This is a genomic window from Sulfitobacter sp. (assembly GCF_036961165.1).
GTDB lineage: Bacteria > Pseudomonadota > Alphaproteobacteria > Rhodobacterales > Rhodobacteraceae > Sulfitobacter.
Window position 1 is genome coordinate 158,575 of record NZ_JBALVJ010000001.1, and the last position, 19,218, is coordinate 177,792.

Genomic DNA, 19,218 nt, shown 5'->3' on the forward strand with positions numbered 1-19,218 from the left:
CCTCAGCGCCCGGAAGCCTTTTTCAGCAGGTCCGCCGCATCGGGGCGTTTCAACAACCCTTCGCTGACATCCAGTCCTGCGTGCGGCAGATCAGAGTGACCGGGCACGTGAAGTCCAAGGCTTTGGGAAAGATCATGCGGCAAAACTGGGCGTGTGCGGCTGTCGATCAGCATGGATTCTGCAGCAATGCCTTCTGCATAGATGATCTGGTGGCTGTCGAACAAAAGCTGGAAGTAATCGACAAAACCGCCTTCAGCCACTTTGACAGTGCTGCCATTGACCAGATGCCGCGCCTTGACCAACAGCTCTGCGCGACCGGCACCCAGTTCATCGGTACGCTGGTAGATGAACAGCCTGTGGTCGGGGCTAACCAATAGATCGGCGCTGTTGTTGAGCGTACCTTCTGCAATGCGGATCGGAGCAAAATCTCCAACCGCGCGGGTTGTCGACGTTCCGATCCAGCGCAGAGTTTGGACGCCCTGATCGCGGGTCAGAATACGGTCGCCGATCTTCAGGTTTTCGACAGGGCACTGTTCGCCGGAAGCCAGCGTAATGTGGGTGCCACGGGTAAAGCTGACGCAAGCCACCTGCGCGAATTTCGTGTGAGCCGTCTCGCGGTCGATCCCGACAAGGCGGTATTCGACACTGGGTCCAAGAGCGGTGAAAGGCAGCAGGTAGATTTGGGCTACGTCGCCTTGCTCATCCACCTCGACCAGCAAAATGGTATCGTTGATGCTGCCATCCGGCGACATAAACATGAGCGCGCTATCAAGGTGGACAATAGCACCGGGGGTGCCAATCTTCGTATCCATACCAATGGCAAAACTGGCATCGTCGCGGGCAATCAGCGACAGGCGGGCAGGCTCGGCCCCGAATTCCAGCTCATAGACGTCGTCCAGAATGAGCTCGCTCGCGAAGGAAAGCGGATCACCCATATTGGCGCCATCAGTCGCGCGGAATTGATTCGCGACAAATACTGGTGCGCTTTGGGACGAAAGGGAGCCTGTGGACATGTGAGAGCCTTTTTGACCTCTGGTTTTATTTTCTACTACATTAGAATTATGGCAGTGTGCGGTCAATCTGGCGGTGTTTTGCTGGCACAGCCGTGCGGGCTGCGATAGCACTGGGCGAAACATTCAGGGAGAGAAATTATGGATCTTGGGATCAAAGGCAAAAAAGCACTGGTTTGTGCGTCATCCAAAGGCTTGGGCCTTGGCTGTGCCGAGCATTTGGCGGCAGCTGGTGTTGACCTGATTATGAACGCCCGTGGCGCTGATGCATTGGAAGCATCGGCAGAGCGTCTGCGCAGCACATATGGCGTGAATATCACGACCGTTGTCGCCGATGTGGCAACGCAAGAAGGCCAAGCGGCAGTGATTGAGGCCGCGCAAGGCATTGATGTTCTGATCAACAACGCTGGTGGCCCACCTCCCGGCATGTGGACAGACTGGGACCGCGAAGATTTCATCAAGGCGTTGGATGCCAACATGCTGGCGCCCATTGCGCTGATCAAAGCGCTGGTGCCTGCCATGATGGAAAAGGGCTGGGGCCGCGTAGTCAACATCACGTCGCAATCGGTGCGTGCGCCGATCGGAGTGCTGGGGCTCAGCAACTCGGCGCGCACGGGACTGACAGGCTATGTGGCGGGCACCAGCCGTCAGGTTGCTGGCAAGGGCGTGACTATTAACAACCTGCTGCCCGGCATCCATGCAACCGACCGCGCTGATGCCCTGGACGGTGCCGTTGTTGCTGCGCGTAACATTTCGTTGGATGTGGCACGCGCCGAGCGTTCCGCAGGTATTCCCGCCGGCCGCTATGGCACGCGGGACGAGTTTGGCGCGGCGTGTGCCTTCCTGTGCTCGAAGCATGCAGGTTTTATCGTGGGGCAGTCGATCCTGCTTGACGGTGGTGCAACCAACCTGACGATGTAATGGCAGAGAAGTTTCTGTTGAAAGACCAGCTGTTCAACGCCGCAAGCGTTGGGCAGCTGGCCGCAGAGTTTGCCGCCGCACTGCCGGATTTCGACGCGGACAGCTTTGCCGCGGATGCGATGGACGGCTTTCCCGAGCGCGAGTTGATGGCGCGAATGGGGTGGATGGCGGATTGCCTCGAAGATCAGCTCGCCGCTGATTTTCCCGCTATGGCGGCGCAATTGCATGAGGCACTTCCGCCTCGGCTTGACCCTTCAAAGACTGACGATGACTTCGGGCACTTCATCCATGCGTTGCCCGGTATCTTGGCTGTACGCCACGGGCTGGAGGATCACCGCGGGCGCGCAATGGCGCTGCTGTATGAAGCGACACAGCGGTTTTCCATGGAGTTCTACATCCGCGCCTTCCTGAACCGTTGGCCTGAAGAGACGCTGGCGGAATTGGCGCTTTGGGCGCGTGATGACAATTACCACGTGCGCCGATTGGTCAGCGAGGGGACACGCCCACGTCTGCCATGGGCGCAGGGCATCTGCCTGGTGCCGGAACAAACCTTGCCGCTGCTTGATATGCTCTATGCTGACCCTGCGCGCTTTGTGACGCGTTCGGTCGCCAATCACCTCAATGACCTAAGCAAGATCGTGCCGGAGCAGGTAATCGAGCGCCTTGCGGCTTGGCGTACTGAGGGTAGGCAAACCGCGAAAGAGCTGGACTGGATGACGCGGCACGCTTTGCGCACCTTGATAAAGCAAGGCCATAACGGTGCGATGGCGGCCCTTGGCTATTATCCCGATGCGCCAGTGACCGCGCGGGTCATGCTGAGCCAAGACAGCGTTCCCATCGGCAGCGCGCTTGAATTCGAGATCGAGCTGGTGAGCGAGGCGGATATCCCCGTGCTGGTGGACTACAGGATCAGCTTTGCCCACGCCTCTGGCAAAACGACAGAAAAGGTCTTTAAGCTTAGAACCGCCAAGGTGGACGTGGGCACGCCTCTTAGGTTGGTCAAAAGGCATCCGTTCAAAGCGGCTGCCACCACATTCACCCTGAATACAGGCGCCCATAGCATCACCGTGCAGGTCAATGGCCGCGATGTTGCCTTTGCAGAATTCCATCTGACGGATTGAAACGCCCTTCACATATCTGACAACTGGATCGTTTTGGGATAGCCCGTTTGCGGGGCGTGTCGTAGCCATGCGTCATGTTGTGATTCAGAGAGTAGTGCCATGCATCCTGTTATCCTGATCGTCGTATTTGGTTTCATCATCGCCGCTTCGCTTTTGGCCGCCCCGCGCCGTGCGAGCGTTGAAGGGTTCTTTGGCGGGCAGGGAGCGCAGGGCCGTGCGCCCGGGCTTTGGGTGCTGGTTCTTAGTCAGGTGACAACGTGGATTTTCGCACGCAGCCTGATGAATGCTGCGATCTTGGGCTACTACTACGGCATCGCGGGAACGCTGGCCTATGCGTGCTATTACGCCTCGTTTCTGACGGGAGGCTTTATTGTGGACCGCCTGCGCGAAAGTGGGGCCGTATCGGTGCAAGACTGGCTTGGCGCGCGCTTTGGCGGCGTTGGCAACGGCTGCTATAACTTCGTGATTGCACTGCGGCTGCTGTCAGAGGTCTTTGCCAATTTGGTCGTCGTCGGGCTGATCTTCAACGCTGTACTAGAAGGTAGTGGGACCACCGCGATCTGGATCGTGGCGCTGCTGGGCTTGGCCTACTCCGCGTGGGGCGGGTTAAGTGCGGCGCTGCGCACGGATGTGGTGCAGATGTTGGTTTTTCTGATGGTCTTTGGAGTGGCCTTTGTGGCGTTGGTAACTGCGCCGTCCTTTGATCTGGTGGCGGTGATTACGGCCCAAGGCACGGCTGGCAGCTATAACGGGTGGATTTTGTTGGCCGTGGCAGCGCTTCAGGTATTCAGCTATCCGGCCCATGATCCTGTGATGATGGACCGCGGTTTCATCGCGGATCGCGCCACCACGCGCGCGTCTTTCTTGCATGCTTTCTGGATCAGCACGCTCTGCATCATCGGCTTTGGCTTTTTCGGCATTCAAGCTGCACTGGCAGGTGCCACATATGAGGGAGAGCTGATCGGCACTTGGGACACGATGTTTCCATCGTGGGTATTCATGCTGCTGATGATCTCGCTTCTGGTTTCCGCGCTTAGCACGCTTGATTCCGCGCTCAGTTCTGCTGCGCGACTGGTGGTAGAGGAAGGCGGATTGCCACGTACGCTGCTGGCGGGGCGGCTGGTAATGGTGGTGTTTATGCTGGTCGGCACGTTGCTGACGTTGTGGGGCAATGCGACCCTGTTTGACGCTGTGGCGGTTAGCGGCACGGCCTCTATGTTCTTGACGCCGGTGTTGGTTGTGGGGCTGGTGTTGGGGCGGCCTGTAGCGCTTTGGGCCTATCTGGTGGCTTTTGGTGCGGCGATGGCTGGGGCGTTTATTTATTTCGCGCGCGATTGGAATATCGTCACGCCGTGGCTTTATGAGGGACACAAGTATGAGCAGCTGTTGGTAATCTGCATTGTCGTCCTTGTTACTGGTTTTGCAGCGGTGCTTGCAGGGGCGCTCCGGCGCTGATAGCAGCTACCCGATAGAAATGATCGGATAAGCCAGTCATGCAGCCCAAAACCCCGCGTTTGGAAATCCGCAATCTGCGCCGCAGCTTTGACGGCCGCGCAGTGGTGGATGACGTGAGCCTGCAAATCATGCCGGGGCAGGTGACCTGTCTGCTGGGGCCGTCGGGCTGCGGCAAGTCCACAACCTTGCGGATGATCGCAGGCGTCGAGATGCAGGACAGCGGCACCATCCACGTGGACGGCAAGCTGATCTGCGACACGGTCTTTCGCGTCCCGCCCGAGCGACGCGAGATTGGCCTGATGTTTCAGGATTTTGCCCTGTTTCCGCATTTGAGTGTGGCTGGCAACGTGGCCTATGGTTTGCGCGGCTCAAAGGCAGAGAAACGCGCGCGGGTCGAAGAGCTGATGGAGCGGGTGGACCTGAAACGGTTCATCGACGGTTACCCGCACCAGCTGTCCGGTGGCGAGCAACAGCGTGTGGCGCTGGCGCGTGCGCTGGCCCCGCGTCCGCGCATCATGCTGATGGATGAGCCGTTCTCTGGTCTTGATAACCGTCTGCGCGACGGTATCCGCGATGAAACGCTGAGCATCCTCATAGAAGAAGACACTGCCGTATTGCTGGTCACGCATGAGCCGGATGAGGCGATGCGCATGGCAGATGAGATCGCGTTAATGCGTGACGGCAAAATTGTGCAGCAGGGCGCACCCTATAACGTCTACACTCGCCCTGTTGACCGCGCGGCGGTGTCGTTCTTCTCTGATGCGAATGTGTTGCAGGCCAAAGTAACGGGCGCGCTGGCCCATACGGCGTTTGGCCGCTTTCTGGCACCCGGATTCCCCGATGGCACCGAAGTAGATATCGTGTTCCGGCCCCAGCATGTGCGCATTGATTTTGACCGTGCCGGAAAAGGCCCGCTACCTACCGCCGCCGATGGCACACCCGCCCGTGCCGTGGTGGAGCGGGCGCGTTTTATGGGCAACGAGAGCCTCGTAGAATTTCGGATGGACCACGATGATACGGTTCTGAAAGCAACCGTGCCCAATGTGTTTATGCCCAGTGCGGGCACGGTGATGTGGCTGACAATCCGGCGGGATAAGTGTTTTGTCTTTCCGGCCGAGAATTAAAGGAAACAGCGTGATGCAAAAGCTTCTGGTAGAATTCGGTATGGGCACCTCGCTGCGGCGGGGTGACTATACGCAAGCAGCCAAGCGCGCAGTGCAGGACGCTTTGTGGCATAACTCGATCAATCTGGCAGAGCTTTTTGGCTTTGATAAAGAAGACATGCGCATCACGCTGGATGTGGGCGTGCAAAAGCCCGAAGAGGTGGACGCCGAGGCGCTGAGCGCGGTTTTCCCTTACGGACATGTTACGGTCAACGTGACTAAAGGCGGCCTTGATGTACCGCGCCCCGAAGGTACTGGAAACCCCACCATCATGGCCAATGTGGCCTTGTCCGTTGGCTTTGACATGGAGAAACGCTCATGACCGAACAACGGCTGATCATTGAAATGGGCATGGGCAATGACCTGCACGGCATGGATTACACCAAAGCCGCAAAACGTGCGATCGAAGATGCGTTCCGCCATTCCTCCTTGCCGATCTTCGGCGTGCTTGAGCTGCCCCATGACGCGATGCGGGTGCAGGTGACGGTGGCGGTGCAGGAGCCAGATGCGCTTGATCTTGAGGCGCTGCGGGCAACCCTGCCGCGTGGGCGTGCTGAGGTGCGCGCGGTACACGGGGGGCTGAATGTGCCGTCAAACGGTGAGACGATCGTCGTTGCACAGGCCAGTGTCGAAGCCTTCTTGCCTGTGCAAAGCGATTGGGTGCTTAAAGACTAGGGCCTGTAATCCGCCAGCATCGTGCCGGATTCGTCGGTGAATAATTCCGGCAGTGCCTCTGCGGTGTTGATGAGGTCGAGCCTGAAGACACGGTGCGCGCCGCGCCACTCGCACCATGCAGTCAACGTCCAGATACGGTTCCAATATTCCAGATGCAGCGGGCGGATGGTGCGCGAGGTCACATCGCCATCCTTCGACGTATAGGTGATCCGCAACTTTTGCCGCGCCTTGATTGCGGCGCGCAGGGTCGGAATCTGGGCAAACCCGCGGGCGGCATCGGCAAAGGGGGATGCGGCGAATTTCCAAGCATCTGCTTGTGCCACAGCGGTTTGCGGCAGTATTGCGTCCAGTTTATCCGCAAGGCTGTTGGCGGCGACGCGCATCTCCGGATCAGCTACTTCCGCCGCAATCGCGAGGCCAAGATCCAGTGCCTCCATCTCTGACGGTGTCAGGGTCAGCGGAGGCAGGGTGATCGCGGGGCTCAGGTGGTAGCCTGTGCCACGTGTGCCAGTAAGCGGCACGCCGGACGCCACCAGCTTTTCCATATCGCGGTAAAGGGTTCGTTGAGACACGCCCAAACGCGTGGCTAATGCCTGCGCGGTATGCAGTTCTCCATCACGCAACAATGTGAGGATCTCGAAAAGGCGGTCGGAACGGGACATGAAACTGACATAAACCTGTCAGTAGGGGCGAACAAGACGCAAAAATGCACTAGTTCAGGTCCGATGGGTTCATTCCCGACCTGTTTCCCGTTTTTGCGCTGCGGCAAGTTTGCTATTCCAGCAGGGACAGTTTCCCGTCTGCGGGAGGACATGATTCATCCATAGGAGAAAAGACATGCTGAACAATATTGGTTTGCCGGGCCTGCTGCTTATCGCAGTTGTCGTATTGGTGCTTTTTGGTCGAGGCAAAATCTCGTCCTTGATGGGCGAAGTGGGCAAAGGCATCACAAGCTTCAAAAAGGGCATCAATGAGGGCGAAAAAGAACAGCTGGACGCCCATGCAGATGACGTGTCCGAAATTCCACAGCCCGAAGTCGAGCCCAAGGAAAAGGTGTAAACGCCCATGTTCGATATTGGCATGACCGAAATGCTGGTGGTGGGGGTTGTGGCGTTGATCGTCGTGGGCCCTAAGGATCTGCCGGTGATGTTTCGCCGCGTGGGCCAGTTTGTCGGCAAGGCCAAAGGGATGGCGCGCGAGTTTACCAGCGCCATGAACGATGCCGCTGATCAATCCGGTGTGCGCGAAGTGACCAGTGGGCTGAATAAATCGCTCAAGGCGGCGACCAATCCGATTGGCTCCGCGATGGACGGGGTGAAGGACGCGGCAAGCTCGCTCACCAACTTTGATCCAAAAAGCGAGACGGGCAAGCTTTCTGCCGAGCGGGCCGATAATGCCGCGCGTATCCAAGCCAACAGCGTACGCATGGCGGCAGAGCGTAAAGCGCGCGAGGCCAAGGAAGCTTTGGAGAAGGCGGACGAGCTTGAAGCATCGCTGCAAGAGAAGCTTGCGCAAAAGAAAGCGGACACATGAGTGCCACTGACAACGACATCGAAGACAGCGCAGCGCCGCTGATCGAGCATCTGGCAGAGCTGCGCACGCGGCTCATCCGCTCGGTTCTGGCGTTTGTGGTCGGGATGATCATCTGCTTTTCCTTCGGCAGCATAATCCTTGATTTCCTGCTGGTCCCGATTGAAAAAACCATGCGCAATCTGGGCAACCCGAACCCTGTGATGCAGTATACTGCGCCGCAGGAGTATTTCTTTACGCTCATTCGCATTTCAATGGTGGGCGGCCTTGCTATCAGCTTTCCAGTGATTGCCAACCAGCTGTGGCGCTTTGTGGCGCCGGGCCTGTACAAAAACGAAAAGAACGCATTCTTGCCGTTTTTGGTCGCATCGCCTGTGCTGTTCCTGATGGGCGCGGCTTTTGCGCATTATGTCGTTGTGCCGCTAGCGATGCAGTTCTTTTTGGGCTTCTCGGACGCTGCCTCCTACCTCTCGGCGATGATTGCCACGGGGGATGCCAAGACCTCTGGCATTGATATCGTGTTCAACGGTAAGGTGAACGAAAGCCTTGATATTACGCTGAAAATGATCGTGGCCTTCGGGTTGTGCTTTCAGCTGCCAGTACTGCTGACGCTGATGGGTAAGGCAGGGCTGGTGACAGCCGAAGGTTTGGGTAACGTGCGTAAATACGCTGTGGTGGGCATTCTGTTGCTGGCCGCATTGGTGACGCCACCTGACGTTGTGACGCAGCTGATCCTGTTTGTGGTGGTCTACGGGCTTTACGAGATTTCGATCTTTCTGGTGAGCCGTGTTGATGCCAAGCGTGAAAAGCAGCTGCGCGAAGATGGTTTCTATGACGACGATGACGAAGCCGAGGCTGATTTTGACGCTATGGCCGACGAGATGGATCGCGAAGACCCTATTGTTGAAGAACCTAAGGACCGCGATCTATGATTGACGACCCTATGGACCGGATCGCAGCGGCGCTGGAGCGAATGGCTCCGGCGCCGCTTGCTGCCCCTGATTTCTCTGAGGCGCCTGCCTTTGTCTGGCACACAGGGCCGGACAGGCTGGAACCGGTGGCGAAGGTATCACGTGTTGATATCGCCTTGCTGCTGGGGGTGGAGCGCGCGCGCGCTACCTTGATCCAGAACACGTCCCAGTTTGCTGCCGGACTGCCTGCCAACAACGCCTTATTGTGGGGCGCGCGGGGAATGGGAAAGTCCAGCCTTGTCAAAGCTATACATGGCGCGCTTCGAGCAGATTTTCCTTCCCTTAAGATGGTCGAATTGCAACGCGAGGACCTGCCGTCGGTGGGGCGCTTGTTGAACCTGCTGCGCGGCTCATCCGAGCGGTTTATCCTGTTCTGCGATGATCTGAGTTTTGGCCACGATGATGCCCATTACAAATCGCTCAAAGCGGTCTTGGATGGCGGCATCGAAGGACGGCCTGAGAATGTGGTGCTTTACGCGACCTCGAACCGCCGTCACCTCATGCCCCGCGGCATGATCGAAAACGAGCGTGGGTCGGCGATCAATCCCGCTGAAGCTGTGGAAGAGAAGGTATCCCTGTCGGACCGGTTTGGTCTGTGGCTGGGATTCCATGCCTGTGATCAGGACCAGTATCTGGCAATGATCCGTGGCTATTGCGATGCTCATGGTGTGCAAATCGGGGATACAGAGCTACGCGCGGAAGCGATTGAATGGCAGGCCACACGTGGCAGCAGGTCAGGGCGGGTTGCATGGCAATTCTTTACTGATTTGGCCGGACGCAGGGGCGTTAGGTTTACTTAAAGGGCGTTGATTTAGCGTAACGATGTTAATCAGTTGCAATATCCGAACTTCTAGAAGGAAACGCGCAGCATGATTGCCTATGTTACCGTCGGTGCTGATGACATCGCGCGCGCGAAACGATTTTACTCTGCTTTCCTGCCCGCTCTTGATTACGGGCTTAAGGAGGGGCCAGAGGGGCTAAGTTATGCGTTGCCCGTTCAAGCGGGGCAGTCTCCCGTTCAGCCGGATTTTTATGTCAAACCAACCTTCAATGGACAGCCCGCATCGGCCGGAAACGGCGCCATGGTCGCGTTTGAGGCGCGTAATCAAAAGCAGGTTCGTGACCTGCATTCCGCAGCACTCGCCGCAGGCGGCTTTGATGAGGGGCAACCCGGCTTTCGCGCCTCATATGGCCCAAATTTCTATGTGTGCTACCTTCGCGATCCTCAAGGCAACAAGATCGCACTGTTTTCCAACGATCCGAACAAGCCAGGCAAAGACGGATAACGCAGAATGTAAGGGCGCTCACAGTCATATCCCGCAAAGCGGACTAAATGGTCTGCGAACGCCCTATGGCTTAATTCAAGAACGGGTTCGGATCGACACTGTCGAAGCCTTTGCGCACTTCAAAGTGAACGAATGAATCGTTGCCGCCACGCAGCTTTGCGATGCTTTGACCGCGTGAGACATTATCGCCTTTGGTCACACTCACATCCGTTACATTTGCATAGACGGTAAGCAGATTATCGGGGTGTCGTACGACGATAATCGGAACACCATCAGCGCTTTTGGTGATGGCGGCTACGGTGCCAGCGTCGGCTGCTTTCACGGATGTTCCCGGTGCGGCCTTGATGTTGATGCCTTCGTTTTTGCCCTTAGAGTACTCGCGGATAATGGTTCCGTCGACCGGACGCACCAGCTTACCCGTCGCGGCGGGCTTGGTGGTTTTGCCAACAGCGGCCACTGGTTTTGCCGGTGCAGCAGGCTTTGGTGCTGCGGCAACTGCTGTTGTCGCGGTCTTTGCGGCGGCCGCTGGCGCCACGGCAGGTTCAACTTTTTCTGCTGGCAGCGGCTTGGTCGCTGAAGGTGGTGTTGGTGTTGTGGAACCCTGACCAGGCAACGTCGTAGAGGCAGATGCCGACTGCGCTGGTGCTGTTTTGGGCGGGTTCTGAGATGGCACGGGGATCAGCAGGAACTGACCTTCTCGGATTGCGAAATCAGCACCGAGACCGTTCCATGCAGCCAGATCCTTGACCGGTACGGAATAGAGACGCGCCACGGTAAATGCGGTCTCTCCGCGCTCAACCTTGTGACGTGCGGGTTCTTTACCGGTCTGGGCTTGGGGCGCGTTAATCGGGGCGAGCGTGGTCGTCTGTACACCGGGTGTTGCGGGCGCGCGGTTGATCGCACCGCCAGCCACCGAGGAGATATCGACAGGTTTGATCGGGCCAGTAGCTGTAGCACCGGTGGCGGGGGACGGTTCCGCAACTCGGCTTGGCAGGGCGATGATCTCATCCTTGCGCAGGGGGACTTTTGGATCAATGCCATTGAAGCTGGCCAGTGTGGCGGTGTCCAGACCGATGCGCTTTGCCACATCAGCCAGCGTATCGCCGCGGCGGGCCACCGCGACCTGATAGTTGGGATAGGAGATGACGCCGCGATCATCCGGAGTTGGGCGTGGGGCCAGCGGAGCTTGCGCCGCATTGGCCGTGGTGAACCCACCGCCCAGACCACGCAGATCGAAATCAAGCGGATCCTGACATCCTGCAAGGGTGAGGCAAGCAGCACCCGCAAGAAGCGAACGCCGCGTGGATACGCGTATCTTCAGAAATGTCATCAATGAGGTCCTTGTCACTGCCTATCCCGTGTGCCCGAGATTTCCGGCGTCTATACCAGATTATGTGTCTTTGCCCAACCCTTCGAGCAACGGAACGAAGCGAACTGCGCGCATTTCGTCATATTCCAGTCCATCGGCGGTTTTTCGCACACGGATCAGGTGCTGAACGGTGTCAGATTGGCCCACAGGCAGCACCATGATGCCACCTACTTTGAGTTGGGCAAGAAGGGGGCCGGGGGGGTCTTCGGCTGCCGCTGTCACAATGATGCGGTCGAACGGGGCCTGTTCGGGCAGCCCAAAGCTGCCATCAGCAGTGATGGCGGTAATGTTGTTGAGGTCGAGCGCGTCAAAGATGCCTCGTGCTTCATGGACAAGGCGGCGGTGGCGATCAATAGTATAGACGCGCCGCGCCAGCTTGGATAATATTGCGGCTTGGTAGCCGGAGCCTGTGCCGATCTCTAGCACCTTGTCGCGCGGCGATACTTCGAGCGCTTGGGTCATCAGGCCGACTACCGAAGGCTGGCTGATGGTTTGGCCACAGGCGATGGGCAGGGGCATATCCTCATACGCGCGCTCGGCAAAGATGCCGCGTATAAATGGGCCACGGTCCACGGCCTCCATCGCCTCCAACACCAGCTTATCGGTCACGCCTTTTGAGCGCAGGGCGTAGAGGAATTGCATTTTCCGCTGTGCGATGGAGTCGTCGTCTTCGTGGTCGTCACTCATGTGTTCATGTCCGCGAAGCCTTCGATGACGTCATGGGCTGTCAGGTCTGCACGCATGGGGGTGACGGAAATATAACCGTCAAGGTTCACGTCTGCATCGGTGCCGTCTGCGGGCGGCACCTGCTGGTTGCCACCGGTGATCCACAAAAAGCGCCGCCCGTTGGGGGCATCATGAGGCACGGTAGAGAAATTCACACCCGGTCTGCGCCCTTGCGCTGCCAGACGAATGCCTTTGACGTCCGCAGCTGCAACAGGCGGGAAGTTCACATTCCAAAACAGACTGTAGCCATTATGATCGCCTTTGTTCTGCGCCAGAATGCGGCGGCAGACATCTGCACCGTGTTCAACGGCAGCCTCGAATGGATCATCAAGTTCGCGGTTCGCGGGGCCGTAATACTGCGACAGCGCGATGGAGGGCACGCCCTGCAAAGCACCCTCGATGGCGGCGCCAATGGTGCCGGAATAGAGCGTGTTTTCAGCAGCGTTGTTGCCGCGATTAACGCCAGAAAGGATCAGATCGGGGCGGGCATCTTTCATCGGATCATAGAGCGCGCAAAGGACGCAGTCAGCGGGGCTGCCTTCGATCATATAGCGGCGATCTTCGAGGCGGGTGATCAGGGTTGGTTTGGTGTAATTGATGCAATGCGCCACACCTGATTGTTCAAAGGCGGGGGCCACGATCCAGACTTCGCCCTGCGGGCCCGCCAGCGTGGTGGCGATGCCTTCCAGAACCGCAAGGCCCGGTGCATTGATGCCGTCGTCGTTGGTAACCAGAATGCGCATGAAATTGCCCCTTTGCGCCTTGATAGGCGAGGCGCGTCAGGCGGGCAAGCGAGGGGATGCTTATTTCTGGAGTATTGCGAGCAGACGTGCTGCTTCTGCATGGATGTCAGTCAATGTCGCACGATCTTCACCCGGGAAGAACCGCGCACGCGTGGCTGTGGCCATCGGTTCCGGCGTGAGGATATCTACGCGTGGCCCGATGCGTGCTGTTTCGGCCTGCCAGCTGCGCGCAATCGCAATCTGCGCGCCTTTGGTTGCGCCGTAGCTGCCGTAGAACTTCTGGCCAACAACAGGGTCTTCAAAGAATACGGCGCGGCCTGCCTCACCCAAAAGAGGGGCGACATAGTTGATCAGTGTGGCTGTCGCGGTGATGTTCGCGGTGATGGACTTTTCGAGGTCTTTTCCATCGATGTGGTCGCTGGGCGTTAGCGGAGCGGCATGGACTGCCGTATGCAACCATAGATCCAGTGCGCCCCAACGGTCATGGATGCCACGGCAGAGCGTTTGCATGGCTTCAGGCGTGGTAATGTCCATCGGAGCCAGCGTGGCGCTGCCGCCTTTGGCTTTGATCCGGTCATCAAGCTCTTCAAGCGCGCCAACGGTGCGGCCTACAGCGATGATGTGGTGGGTAGGGGCCAGCGCCTCGGCCATGGCGGCGCCAAGTCCGCGCGAGGCGCCTGTGATCAATGCAGTTTTCTGTGTCATGGAAAGGGATATGCGCGGGAGAGTGGGCGGCGTCAAGGGGGCTAGGCTGAGTGGTTTTATCCGCGCGGCATCCGCATGACTTGCTGGGCGCCGTTACGCGATAGAACCAATTGATCTGCGCCAATAGCCTTAATGATCCCACCCCGAATGGTATCGCCAACGGTCACCGTTTGTGTGTTGCCTTGGGGCATGCGGATCAGCGCGCGGGGCGCACCTTGAGTGCCGAAAATGCCGATCAGTGCGATACGGTCCAGCTGCACCGCTTGCGTGGCGAGCTGTTCAACCTTTTGCGGTGTCGGTGTGCCGGCGTCTTGTGTGGACATGATTGCTCCTTGCTGCTGATTTGCGGGGAGCTATCCAGTCTTGCTGCCGGAATGAAGGGGCGTTCTAGGCTCTAGGCAGAGCTTTGCCACAGCGTCGGCGGATAGAGGCCGTTAACGTTTGCGATGGTAGGAAAAGGTCAGGCGCGCAAGGTGGTCGATAGCTTGCAGGGGGAGGGGGCGTTCAAGAGAAAGCCGGAGCGCGCGGTTGTTTTCGTATTGAAATTCAGCGGGATATATTTCCTGCATGGTCGCACTGAGAGACGTTTTACAGTCCACAAAAAGCGCAAGGGTCTGCGGCGCATTGTCCTGCCACATGAGCCGAAGTGTGCTGCCCTTACGCGGGCGAACTGGCCGCCATGCGGGTTGTCCCCACTTGAGGCTCTCGGTCAGTGGCCGTGCATCCGCTCCGTGGGCAGCATTGAGAATCACTGCGCGGATTTCGTCAAACGCCACGCGGGCAGGCGCAGGCCAAAGCGATAGGGTGATGTCAAAAGGATTGGTCATGGTTTGAGTTTAGCACAAGCTTGCTGACAATTAATGTCAGCAAGCTTGGCGAGATCTGATGCAATCAGAAATTCGGTCAGCCCCTTGTGGGAACGTCTGGAGATTATTCAGCAGCGGACTTCATTACAAACCCGCTTTCTACTTTGTCGGAAGGTATCACGGGATACTCACCCGAGAAGCAGGCATCACAGTACTGCGGGCAGGACTTATTGCGCCCCTCCGCTTCGCCTACCGCACGGTAAAGACCGTCCAGCGAGATGAATTTCAGGCTATCTACGCCCAGATGCACGCGCATTTCTTCTTCTGACATCGTGGCCGCCAGAAGTTTGTCGCGGTCCGGCGTATCCACACCGTAAAAGCACGGCCATGCGGTCGGAGGGGATGCAATGCGGAAGTGGACCTCGGCAGCGCCGGCGTCAAGAATCATTTCCTTGATCTTACGACTGGTCGTGCCGCGCACTACGGAATCGTCGACCAGAATGATCCGCTTTCCCTTAACCAACGCGCGATTCACGTTCAGCTTTAGGCGCACACCCATGTTGCGGATGCTCTCTGTCGGCTCAATGAACGTCCGGCCCATATATTGGTTGCGGATGATGCCCATCGCGTAGGGGATACCGCTTTCCAGGCTGTAGCCGATGGCAGCAGGAGTACCGCTGTCGGGGACAGGGCAAACCATGTCAGCATCCACAGGGGCTTCTTTCGCTAATTCGCGGCCAATCGCCTCGCGGGTCTCATAGACAGAGCGACCGCCAAGGATGCTGTCTGGGCGCGAGAAATAGACATGCTCGAAAATGCAAAACTTGGACGGTTGGCGGCGGAAGGGGAAGTGGCTTTGCACGCCGTCCTCGGTGATGACAACCATCTCACCTGGTTCGATTTCGCGGACAAAATCGGCACCAACGATGTCTAGCGCGCAGGTTTCGGAACTGAGCGCGTAGCCGTCGCCGAGTTTGCCAAGCACGAGCGGACGCACGCCCAGCGGATCACGCACACCGATCAATTTGCTGCGGGTCATGGCCACGATTGAGAACGCACCTTCAACGCGGCGCAGCGCATCTTCCATCCGCTCGGGGATGTTGCGCTGCAAGGAGCGGGCCATCAGGTGAATGATACATTCGCTGTCGCTAGACGACTGGAAGATCGAGCCGCGCTCGATCAGCTCACGGCGGAGCGCATTGGCGTTGGTGATGTTGCCGTTATGCGCAATCGCTGCGCCACCCATGGCGAATTCGCCAAAGAATGGCTGCACGTCGCGGATGGCTGTCTGGCCTTTGGTGCCGGAAGTGGAATAGCGCACATGCCCGATACCAATCGGGCCGGGCAGGGTTTCCATGACCTTTTGGCTGGTAAAGTTGTCGCGGACGTAACCAAAGCGGCGGGCCGATTGAAATCCGACCTCTGCGTCGTGGGTGACGATGCCGCCTGCTTCCTGACCGCGGTGTTGCAAAGCATGCAAGCCGAGGGCAACAAAGTTGGCTGCGTCCGTCACGCCGACAACACCGAAGATTCCGCATTCTTCCTTTAGTTTATCATCATCACCTGCGTCGGTCAGGTAAGATGTATCGAAGGGATGGGCGGGGGGCATTTTCTTGGTCGGGGTATGGGACAAGGGAGCGCTCCTGAGGCCGTCAAGGGATAGAGGGGTAGTACGAAACTCTGCGCGCAGAGTCACGCCGCGATTAAGAGGTTTGTTTCGTCACGTCCAACCATCCGGCTGGATTCCGCAGGGGCTCTCGCCAAGGCCTATTTTTAGGCCTTGGCGAGAGCAATTCCCTTGAATATCCCAAGCGCCGATCACTCGGCCGAGCAGCTTGATACCAGTTGTTCATATTTGCCCGTGATCCAGCCCAGTGCCTGATCCGGATCGGAATTCTGGATGTCATCGGTGAAGCGTCCGAACACGACCGAAGAGCGGCTCTCGTCAACAATTGTGAACTGCTGGCCCGTGATAACAGTAGAATAGACAAAGAAGCCGATCGCAACCAGCAGAACACCGCGCGCCACGCCAAAGATAAACCCGAGGGCTTGGTCAAACCCGCCCAAGATTGAGCGCTGCACAAGCGATGAAAACAGCGGCGTAAAGAGCGACACAACCACAAGGGTGATGGCCAGTACCAGCGTGAACGCACCGATGATCGACAGCTCACAGCTGTCGGCAAGGAACTCACCGATCACTGGAATTTCACGTACCAATGGCTCGACCTGCGGTGCAAACAGATAAGCAAGCACTGCTGCTACGATCCAGCCTACAATCGCCATCAGCTCACGCACAAAGCCGCGGCCGTAAGCGAGCAGCGCCGACATCACAATGACCAGCGCCACAACGCCGTCAATGATGGTAAAACCTTCCATGCTCGTCTTGCCTTTCCTCAGGGCGCTTTAACCAGCGCCGAATATTTCACCCACAAACGCCGTCAGATCCGCCATGGGCCGAAGCGTAATACCGTCTACGCCTACAGCCTTGCCGCCTTTGGGTGCGATTGCGGAGGTAAAACCAAGTTTTTGCGCTTCTTTCAACCTGTTTTCGGTCTGCGTCGCAGGACGCAGCGCGCCCGAGAGGCTAAGCTCCCCAAAAACCACAGTTTCTGCAGGCAGTGCCGCATCCTCGCGTGCGCTCAAAAGCGCGCAAGCTACAGCTAGATCGGCGGCTGGTTCAGTGATTTTCATCCCGCCAGCCACGTTTAGGTAGACATCAAGCCCTGCAAAAGGAATCCCGCAGCGTGCTTCAAGCACCGCCAAAATCATTGCCAGACGTCCACCGTCCCAGCCGACAACCGTGCGGCGTGCCTGCGAATGGGGGGAAGGAGCCACAAGGGCCTGAATCTCGACCAGCACGGGGCGCGTGCCCTCGATGCCGGCGAAAACAACCGAGCCGGCTGATGGTGCTCCGCGTTCGGACAGGAACAGGGCAGAGGGGTTTGTCACCTCGGCCAACCCGCGGCCTGTCATCTCAAACACGCCGATTTCGTCGGCGGGGCCAAAGCGGTTCTTGACCGAGCGTAGGATGCGGAAGGGGTGGCCGCGCTCACCTTCGAAATAAAGGACGGTGTCTACCATGTGTTCAACCACGCGAGGGCCAGCGATCTGGCCTTCCTTGGTCACGTGGCCGACCAGCACGACTGAAGTGCCGGTGCGTTTGGCAAAGGACGTCAACTCGTGGCTGGCAGCACGTACTTGGGAGACCGACCCCGGCGCGCTTTCCACGTTATCGGCCCACATTGTCTGGATGGAATCGATGATCGCCAGTTCTGGGCGCTCTTTGTCCAGCGTGGTGAGGATGTTGCGTAGATTGGTTTCAGCGCCAAGCCGCACGCTGGCGTCGGACAGGCCTAGACGCAGCGCGCGCATGCGCACCTGTGCCGAGGCTTCCTCCCCCGAGATATAGACAACCTTGAGCCCTTGATTGGCAAAGGCGGCAGCGGCTTGCAATAATAGAGTGGATTTCCCGATACCGGGATCACCGCCAACCAGAATGGCCGAAGCTGCCACCAGCCCGCCGCCCAGCACGCGGTCCAGTTCGCCCAGACCGCTGAGCGTCCGAGGAGGGGGGGCTTCTTCGGTCGCCAGATCCATCAGTTGCATCGAGCTGCCACGCCGCGCGCCTAGTGATTTGGACGGGGGGCCTGCGCTGATACCTTTGTCTTCTTGGATAGAGTTCCATTCGCCGCAGTTATCGCAGCGGCCGGACCACTTAGGATAGGTCGCGGCGCACTTTGTGCAGGAGAAGGTCGTGATTGCTTTTGCCATGGCGTGTTAGTGCCTTGGGCGGCAGTCGGGATCAATGGGAAAAGGGTGTGCGCAGTGCGAATACGACGGGTCTGTCACGGCCTGTCTGCGTGTCGTGACAAAGGTCAGGCCAGCGCTTATTCCGCCGCTTTAGGCAGTTCGTAAACGCTATTGTCCAAAGCGGTGCTATCAAGCGGCGCCTCGTCATCCGGTTCCACAGCCGCAATCTGCAGGGTTGTTTCACGACCCAGTTGCGGCAGGATTTCGTTCATTTCTTCGGACAGACGTGCCAGCTGTGCGGCGGCAACGCTTTCCTCCATTTCGACCTCATGCAGCCAGTGCTTCATCTCAGTCGAAATCGATTTCGCTTGATCCAGACGGCTGTTGAACAGGCTGATCTCTTCCTGACGCTGCTTGAGGAACTCACGTGCGCGGCCGATCTTTTCGTCCGAGTAGACCTCAGCCAGCTCGCGGCTGATGTGGCTCATTTGAGCGGCGGCTTCCAGCAGGGCAGGCTCAAGCGTGCTCAGATCAGGGTGATCGCGCAGATAGGCCAGACGCTCGCGTACCGCATCGAATTCTGAACTGAGCTTGAACGTGCGGCCACGGTCAGCGGCGTGCACTGCGCCATAAGCGCGCGCAACATCATCCATGGACACGCTGAAGTTGCGGTGCGAATTCTCAAGTTGCATGATGCGCGCATTGGCTGGCAAGAAAAAGCAAATGCAAGCCGCCAGAACCGTTGCTGCGATCTGAAAATACATGCCTGCGTTTTCAACTGTCGCTCCGGCGTAGCTCAATGGCACGTCGATCCATGCCCAGAACCCCAAGGCCGCCATGATGGTCGCAGTGGTCAACGCTGCCGCGCAGGCAGCGAAAAACAACAGCGCCAAACGCTGCATCAAGTACTGAATGAAAAAGCCGATGGCTTTCAGGTTTTGCATGACCGGTCCTTAAGGCGGAGAATAAGCAAGAAATCGCTTAAAC

General features: G+C 58.1%; 23 protein-coding genes. 11 read left to right on the top strand and 12 right to left on the bottom strand.

Translation table 11 applies throughout. The features are described from left to right. Positions 1-2: 2 nt before the first annotated feature. Positions 3-1,013 carry a Hint domain-containing protein gene (locus V7730_RS00795; RefSeq protein WP_335745666.1) on the bottom strand — a complete coding sequence of 337 codons (1,011 nt, stop codon included), beginning with the start codon at positions 1,011-1,013 and terminating at the stop codon, positions 3-5. Between the two features lie 138 nt (positions 1,014-1,151). Here V7730_RS00795 and V7730_RS00800 point away from each other — a divergent pair, with 138 nt between their 5' ends. From V7730_RS00800 to V7730_RS00825, 6 genes are all read left to right on the top strand, one after another. After that, the gene (locus tag V7730_RS00800; RefSeq protein WP_335745667.1) at positions 1,152-1,931 is read left to right on the top strand and encodes an SDR family oxidoreductase; all 780 of its coding nucleotides are present in this window, start codon (positions 1,152-1,154) and stop codon (positions 1,929-1,931) included. Beyond that, positions 1,931-3,052 (top strand): hypothetical protein, encoded by a 1,122-nt coding sequence (locus tag V7730_RS00805; RefSeq protein WP_335745668.1) that lies wholly within the window; start codon positions 1,931-1,933, stop codon positions 3,050-3,052. Before V7730_RS00800 ends, V7730_RS00805 begins: the two co-directional genes overlap by 1 nt. Positions 3,053-3,151: 99 nt before the next feature. Further along, positions 3,152-4,507, top strand: coding sequence for a sodium:proline symporter (locus V7730_RS00810; protein WP_335745669.1), 1,356 nt, complete (start codon positions 3,152-3,154; stop codon positions 4,505-4,507). A gap of 38 nt (positions 4,508-4,545) precedes the next feature. Further along, positions 4,546-5,631, top strand: coding sequence for an ABC transporter ATP-binding protein (locus V7730_RS00815; RefSeq protein ID WP_335745670.1), 1,086 nt, complete (start codon positions 4,546-4,548; stop codon positions 5,629-5,631). A 13-nt stretch (positions 5,632-5,644) separates the two neighbouring features. Beyond that, positions 5,645-5,992 carry a Lin0512 family protein gene (locus V7730_RS00820; protein WP_335745671.1) on the top strand — a complete coding sequence of 116 codons (348 nt, stop codon included), beginning with the start codon at positions 5,645-5,647 and terminating at the stop codon, positions 5,990-5,992. Beyond that, positions 5,989-6,345 (top strand): Lin0512 family protein, encoded by a 357-nt coding sequence (locus V7730_RS00825; protein WP_335745672.1) that lies wholly within the window; start codon positions 5,989-5,991, stop codon positions 6,343-6,345. The genes V7730_RS00820 and V7730_RS00825 overlap by 4 nt, the downstream gene beginning before the upstream one ends. Here the strand turns inward: V7730_RS00825 and V7730_RS00830 are convergent. Then, the gene (locus V7730_RS00830) at positions 6,342-7,007 is read right to left on the bottom strand and encodes a helix-turn-helix transcriptional regulator (RefSeq protein ID WP_335745673.1); all 666 of its coding nucleotides are present in this window, start codon (positions 7,005-7,007) and stop codon (positions 6,342-6,344) included. The genes V7730_RS00825 and V7730_RS00830 overlap by 4 nt on opposite strands. A gap of 175 nt (positions 7,008-7,182) precedes the next feature. Here V7730_RS00830 and tatA point away from each other — a divergent pair, with 175 nt between their 5' ends. From tatA to V7730_RS00855, 5 genes are all read left to right on the top strand, one after another. Then, complete coding sequence (tatA, locus tag V7730_RS00835; RefSeq protein WP_335745674.1) at positions 7,183-7,404, top strand: twin-arginine translocase TatA/TatE family subunit; 222 nt, start codon at positions 7,183-7,185, stop codon at positions 7,402-7,404. A 6-nt stretch (positions 7,405-7,410) separates the two neighbouring features. Further along, positions 7,411-7,878 carry a Sec-independent protein translocase protein TatB gene (gene tatB, locus V7730_RS00840; RefSeq protein ID WP_335745675.1) on the top strand — a complete coding sequence of 156 codons (468 nt, stop codon included), beginning with the start codon at positions 7,411-7,413 and terminating at the stop codon, positions 7,876-7,878. Then, on the top strand, positions 7,875-8,807 hold the full coding sequence (gene tatC, locus V7730_RS00845) for a twin-arginine translocase subunit TatC (protein ID WP_335745676.1): 933 nt from the start codon (positions 7,875-7,877) through the stop codon (positions 8,805-8,807). Before tatB ends, tatC begins: the two co-directional genes overlap by 4 nt. Further along, the gene (locus tag V7730_RS00850) at positions 8,804-9,646 is read left to right on the top strand and encodes an ATP-binding protein (RefSeq protein ID WP_335745677.1); all 843 of its coding nucleotides are present in this window, start codon (positions 8,804-8,806) and stop codon (positions 9,644-9,646) included. Before tatC ends, V7730_RS00850 begins: the two co-directional genes overlap by 4 nt. A gap of 69 nt (positions 9,647-9,715) precedes the next feature. Next, the gene (locus V7730_RS00855; RefSeq protein WP_335745678.1) at positions 9,716-10,132 is read left to right on the top strand and encodes a VOC family protein; all 417 of its coding nucleotides are present in this window, start codon (positions 9,716-9,718) and stop codon (positions 10,130-10,132) included. Positions 10,133-10,202: 70 nt separating this feature from the next. On the opposite strand, the gene V7730_RS00860 is transcribed toward V7730_RS00855, so the two are convergent. The 10 genes from V7730_RS00860 to V7730_RS00905 all read right to left on the bottom strand — a co-directional run bounded on the left by V7730_RS00860 (position 10,203) and on the right by V7730_RS00905 (position 19,175). Further along, on the bottom strand, positions 10,203-11,462 hold the full coding sequence (locus V7730_RS00860) for a peptidoglycan DD-metalloendopeptidase family protein (RefSeq protein WP_335745679.1): 1,260 nt from the start codon (positions 11,460-11,462) through the stop codon (positions 10,203-10,205). Positions 11,463-11,522: 60 nt separating this feature from the next. Then, on the bottom strand, positions 11,523-12,188 hold the full coding sequence (locus V7730_RS00865; protein WP_335745680.1) for a protein-L-isoaspartate(D-aspartate) O-methyltransferase: 666 nt from the start codon (positions 12,186-12,188) through the stop codon (positions 11,523-11,525). Next, positions 12,185-12,970, bottom strand: coding sequence for a 5'/3'-nucleotidase SurE (gene surE / locus V7730_RS00870; protein WP_335745681.1), 786 nt, complete (start codon positions 12,968-12,970; stop codon positions 12,185-12,187). The genes V7730_RS00865 and surE overlap by 4 nt, the downstream gene beginning before the upstream one ends. A 60-nt stretch (positions 12,971-13,030) precedes the next feature. After that, positions 13,031-13,675, bottom strand: a complete 645-nt coding sequence (locus tag V7730_RS00875; RefSeq protein ID WP_335745682.1) for an SDR family NAD(P)-dependent oxidoreductase — start codon at positions 13,673-13,675, stop codon at positions 13,031-13,033. Between the two features lie 56 nt (positions 13,676-13,731). Then, the gene (locus tag V7730_RS00880) at positions 13,732-13,998 is read right to left on the bottom strand and encodes a type II secretion system protein N (RefSeq protein ID WP_335745683.1); all 267 of its coding nucleotides are present in this window, start codon (positions 13,996-13,998) and stop codon (positions 13,732-13,734) included. A 111-nt stretch (positions 13,999-14,109) separates the two neighbouring features. Further along, a complete protein-coding gene (locus tag V7730_RS00885) occupies positions 14,110-14,502 on the bottom strand; it encodes a hypothetical protein (protein WP_335745684.1) in 393 nt (130 codons plus the stop codon). A 103-nt stretch (positions 14,503-14,605) separates the two neighbouring features. Continuing rightward, positions 14,606-16,090, bottom strand: coding sequence for an amidophosphoribosyltransferase (gene purF / locus V7730_RS00890; RefSeq protein WP_335745749.1), 1,485 nt, complete (start codon positions 16,088-16,090; stop codon positions 14,606-14,608). A gap of 209 nt (positions 16,091-16,299) precedes the next feature. Next, complete coding sequence (locus V7730_RS00895; RefSeq protein ID WP_335745685.1) at positions 16,300-16,857, bottom strand: CvpA family protein; 558 nt, start codon at positions 16,855-16,857, stop codon at positions 16,300-16,302. 27 nt (positions 16,858-16,884) lie between these two features. Beyond that, on the bottom strand, positions 16,885-18,252 hold the full coding sequence (gene radA, locus V7730_RS00900) for a DNA repair protein RadA (protein WP_335745686.1): 1,368 nt from the start codon (positions 18,250-18,252) through the stop codon (positions 16,885-16,887). A 116-nt stretch (positions 18,253-18,368) separates the two neighbouring features. Further along, the gene (locus V7730_RS00905; protein ID WP_335745687.1) at positions 18,369-19,175 is read right to left on the bottom strand and encodes a DNA repair protein; all 807 of its coding nucleotides are present in this window, start codon (positions 19,173-19,175) and stop codon (positions 18,369-18,371) included. Between the last annotated feature and the right edge of the window lie 43 nt (positions 19,176-19,218).

Coding starts and splice junctions, on each gene's coding strand:
- purF (WP_335745749.1), bottom strand. CDS start 16,090: ATGCCCCCCGCCCATCCCTTCGATACATCTTACCTGACCGACGCAGGT.
- V7730_RS00905 (WP_335745687.1), bottom strand. CDS start 19,175: ATGCAAAACCTGAAAGCCATCGGCTTTTTCATTCAGTACTTGATGCAG.
- V7730_RS00815 (WP_335745670.1), top strand. CDS start 4,546: ATGCAGCCCAAAACCCCGCGTTTGGAAATCCGCAATCTGCGCCGCAGC.
- V7730_RS00850 (WP_335745677.1), top strand. CDS start 8,804: ATGATTGACGACCCTATGGACCGGATCGCAGCGGCGCTGGAGCGAATG.
- V7730_RS00885 (WP_335745684.1), bottom strand. CDS start 14,502: ATGACCAATCCTTTTGACATCACCCTATCGCTTTGGCCTGCGCCTGCC.
- surE (WP_335745681.1), bottom strand. CDS start 12,970: ATGCGCATTCTGGTTACCAACGACGACGGCATCAATGCACCGGGCCTT.
- tatC (WP_335745676.1), top strand. CDS start 7,875: ATGAGTGCCACTGACAACGACATCGAAGACAGCGCAGCGCCGCTGATC.
- V7730_RS00855 (WP_335745678.1), top strand. CDS start 9,716: ATGATTGCCTATGTTACCGTCGGTGCTGATGACATCGCGCGCGCGAAA.
- V7730_RS00830 (WP_335745673.1), bottom strand. CDS start 7,007: ATGTCCCGTTCCGACCGCCTTTTCGAGATCCTCACATTGTTGCGTGAT.
- V7730_RS00860 (WP_335745679.1), bottom strand. CDS start 11,462: ATGACATTTCTGAAGATACGCGTATCCACGCGGCGTTCGCTTCTTGCG.
- radA (WP_335745686.1), bottom strand. CDS start 18,252: ATGGCAAAAGCAATCACGACCTTCTCCTGCACAAAGTGCGCCGCGACC.
- tatA (WP_335745674.1), top strand. CDS start 7,183: ATGCTGAACAATATTGGTTTGCCGGGCCTGCTGCTTATCGCAGTTGTC.
- V7730_RS00825 (WP_335745672.1), top strand. CDS start 5,989: ATGACCGAACAACGGCTGATCATTGAAATGGGCATGGGCAATGACCTG.
- V7730_RS00880 (WP_335745683.1), bottom strand. CDS start 13,998: ATGTCCACACAAGACGCCGGCACACCGACACCGCAAAAGGTTGAACAG.
- tatB (WP_335745675.1), top strand. CDS start 7,411: ATGTTCGATATTGGCATGACCGAAATGCTGGTGGTGGGGGTTGTGGCG.
- V7730_RS00895 (WP_335745685.1), bottom strand. CDS start 16,857: ATGGAAGGTTTTACCATCATTGACGGCGTTGTGGCGCTGGTCATTGTG.
- V7730_RS00875 (WP_335745682.1), bottom strand. CDS start 13,675: ATGACACAGAAAACTGCATTGATCACAGGCGCCTCGCGCGGACTTGGC.
- V7730_RS00810 (WP_335745669.1), top strand. CDS start 3,152: ATGCATCCTGTTATCCTGATCGTCGTATTTGGTTTCATCATCGCCGCT.
- V7730_RS00800 (WP_335745667.1), top strand. CDS start 1,152: ATGGATCTTGGGATCAAAGGCAAAAAAGCACTGGTTTGTGCGTCATCC.
- V7730_RS00805 (WP_335745668.1), top strand. CDS start 1,931: ATGGCAGAGAAGTTTCTGTTGAAAGACCAGCTGTTCAACGCCGCAAGC.
- V7730_RS00795 (WP_335745666.1), bottom strand. CDS start 1,013: ATGTCCACAGGCTCCCTTTCGTCCCAAAGCGCACCAGTATTTGTCGCG.
- V7730_RS00820 (WP_335745671.1), top strand. CDS start 5,645: ATGCAAAAGCTTCTGGTAGAATTCGGTATGGGCACCTCGCTGCGGCGG.
- V7730_RS00865 (WP_335745680.1), bottom strand. CDS start 12,188: ATGAGTGACGACCACGAAGACGACGACTCCATCGCACAGCGGAAAATG.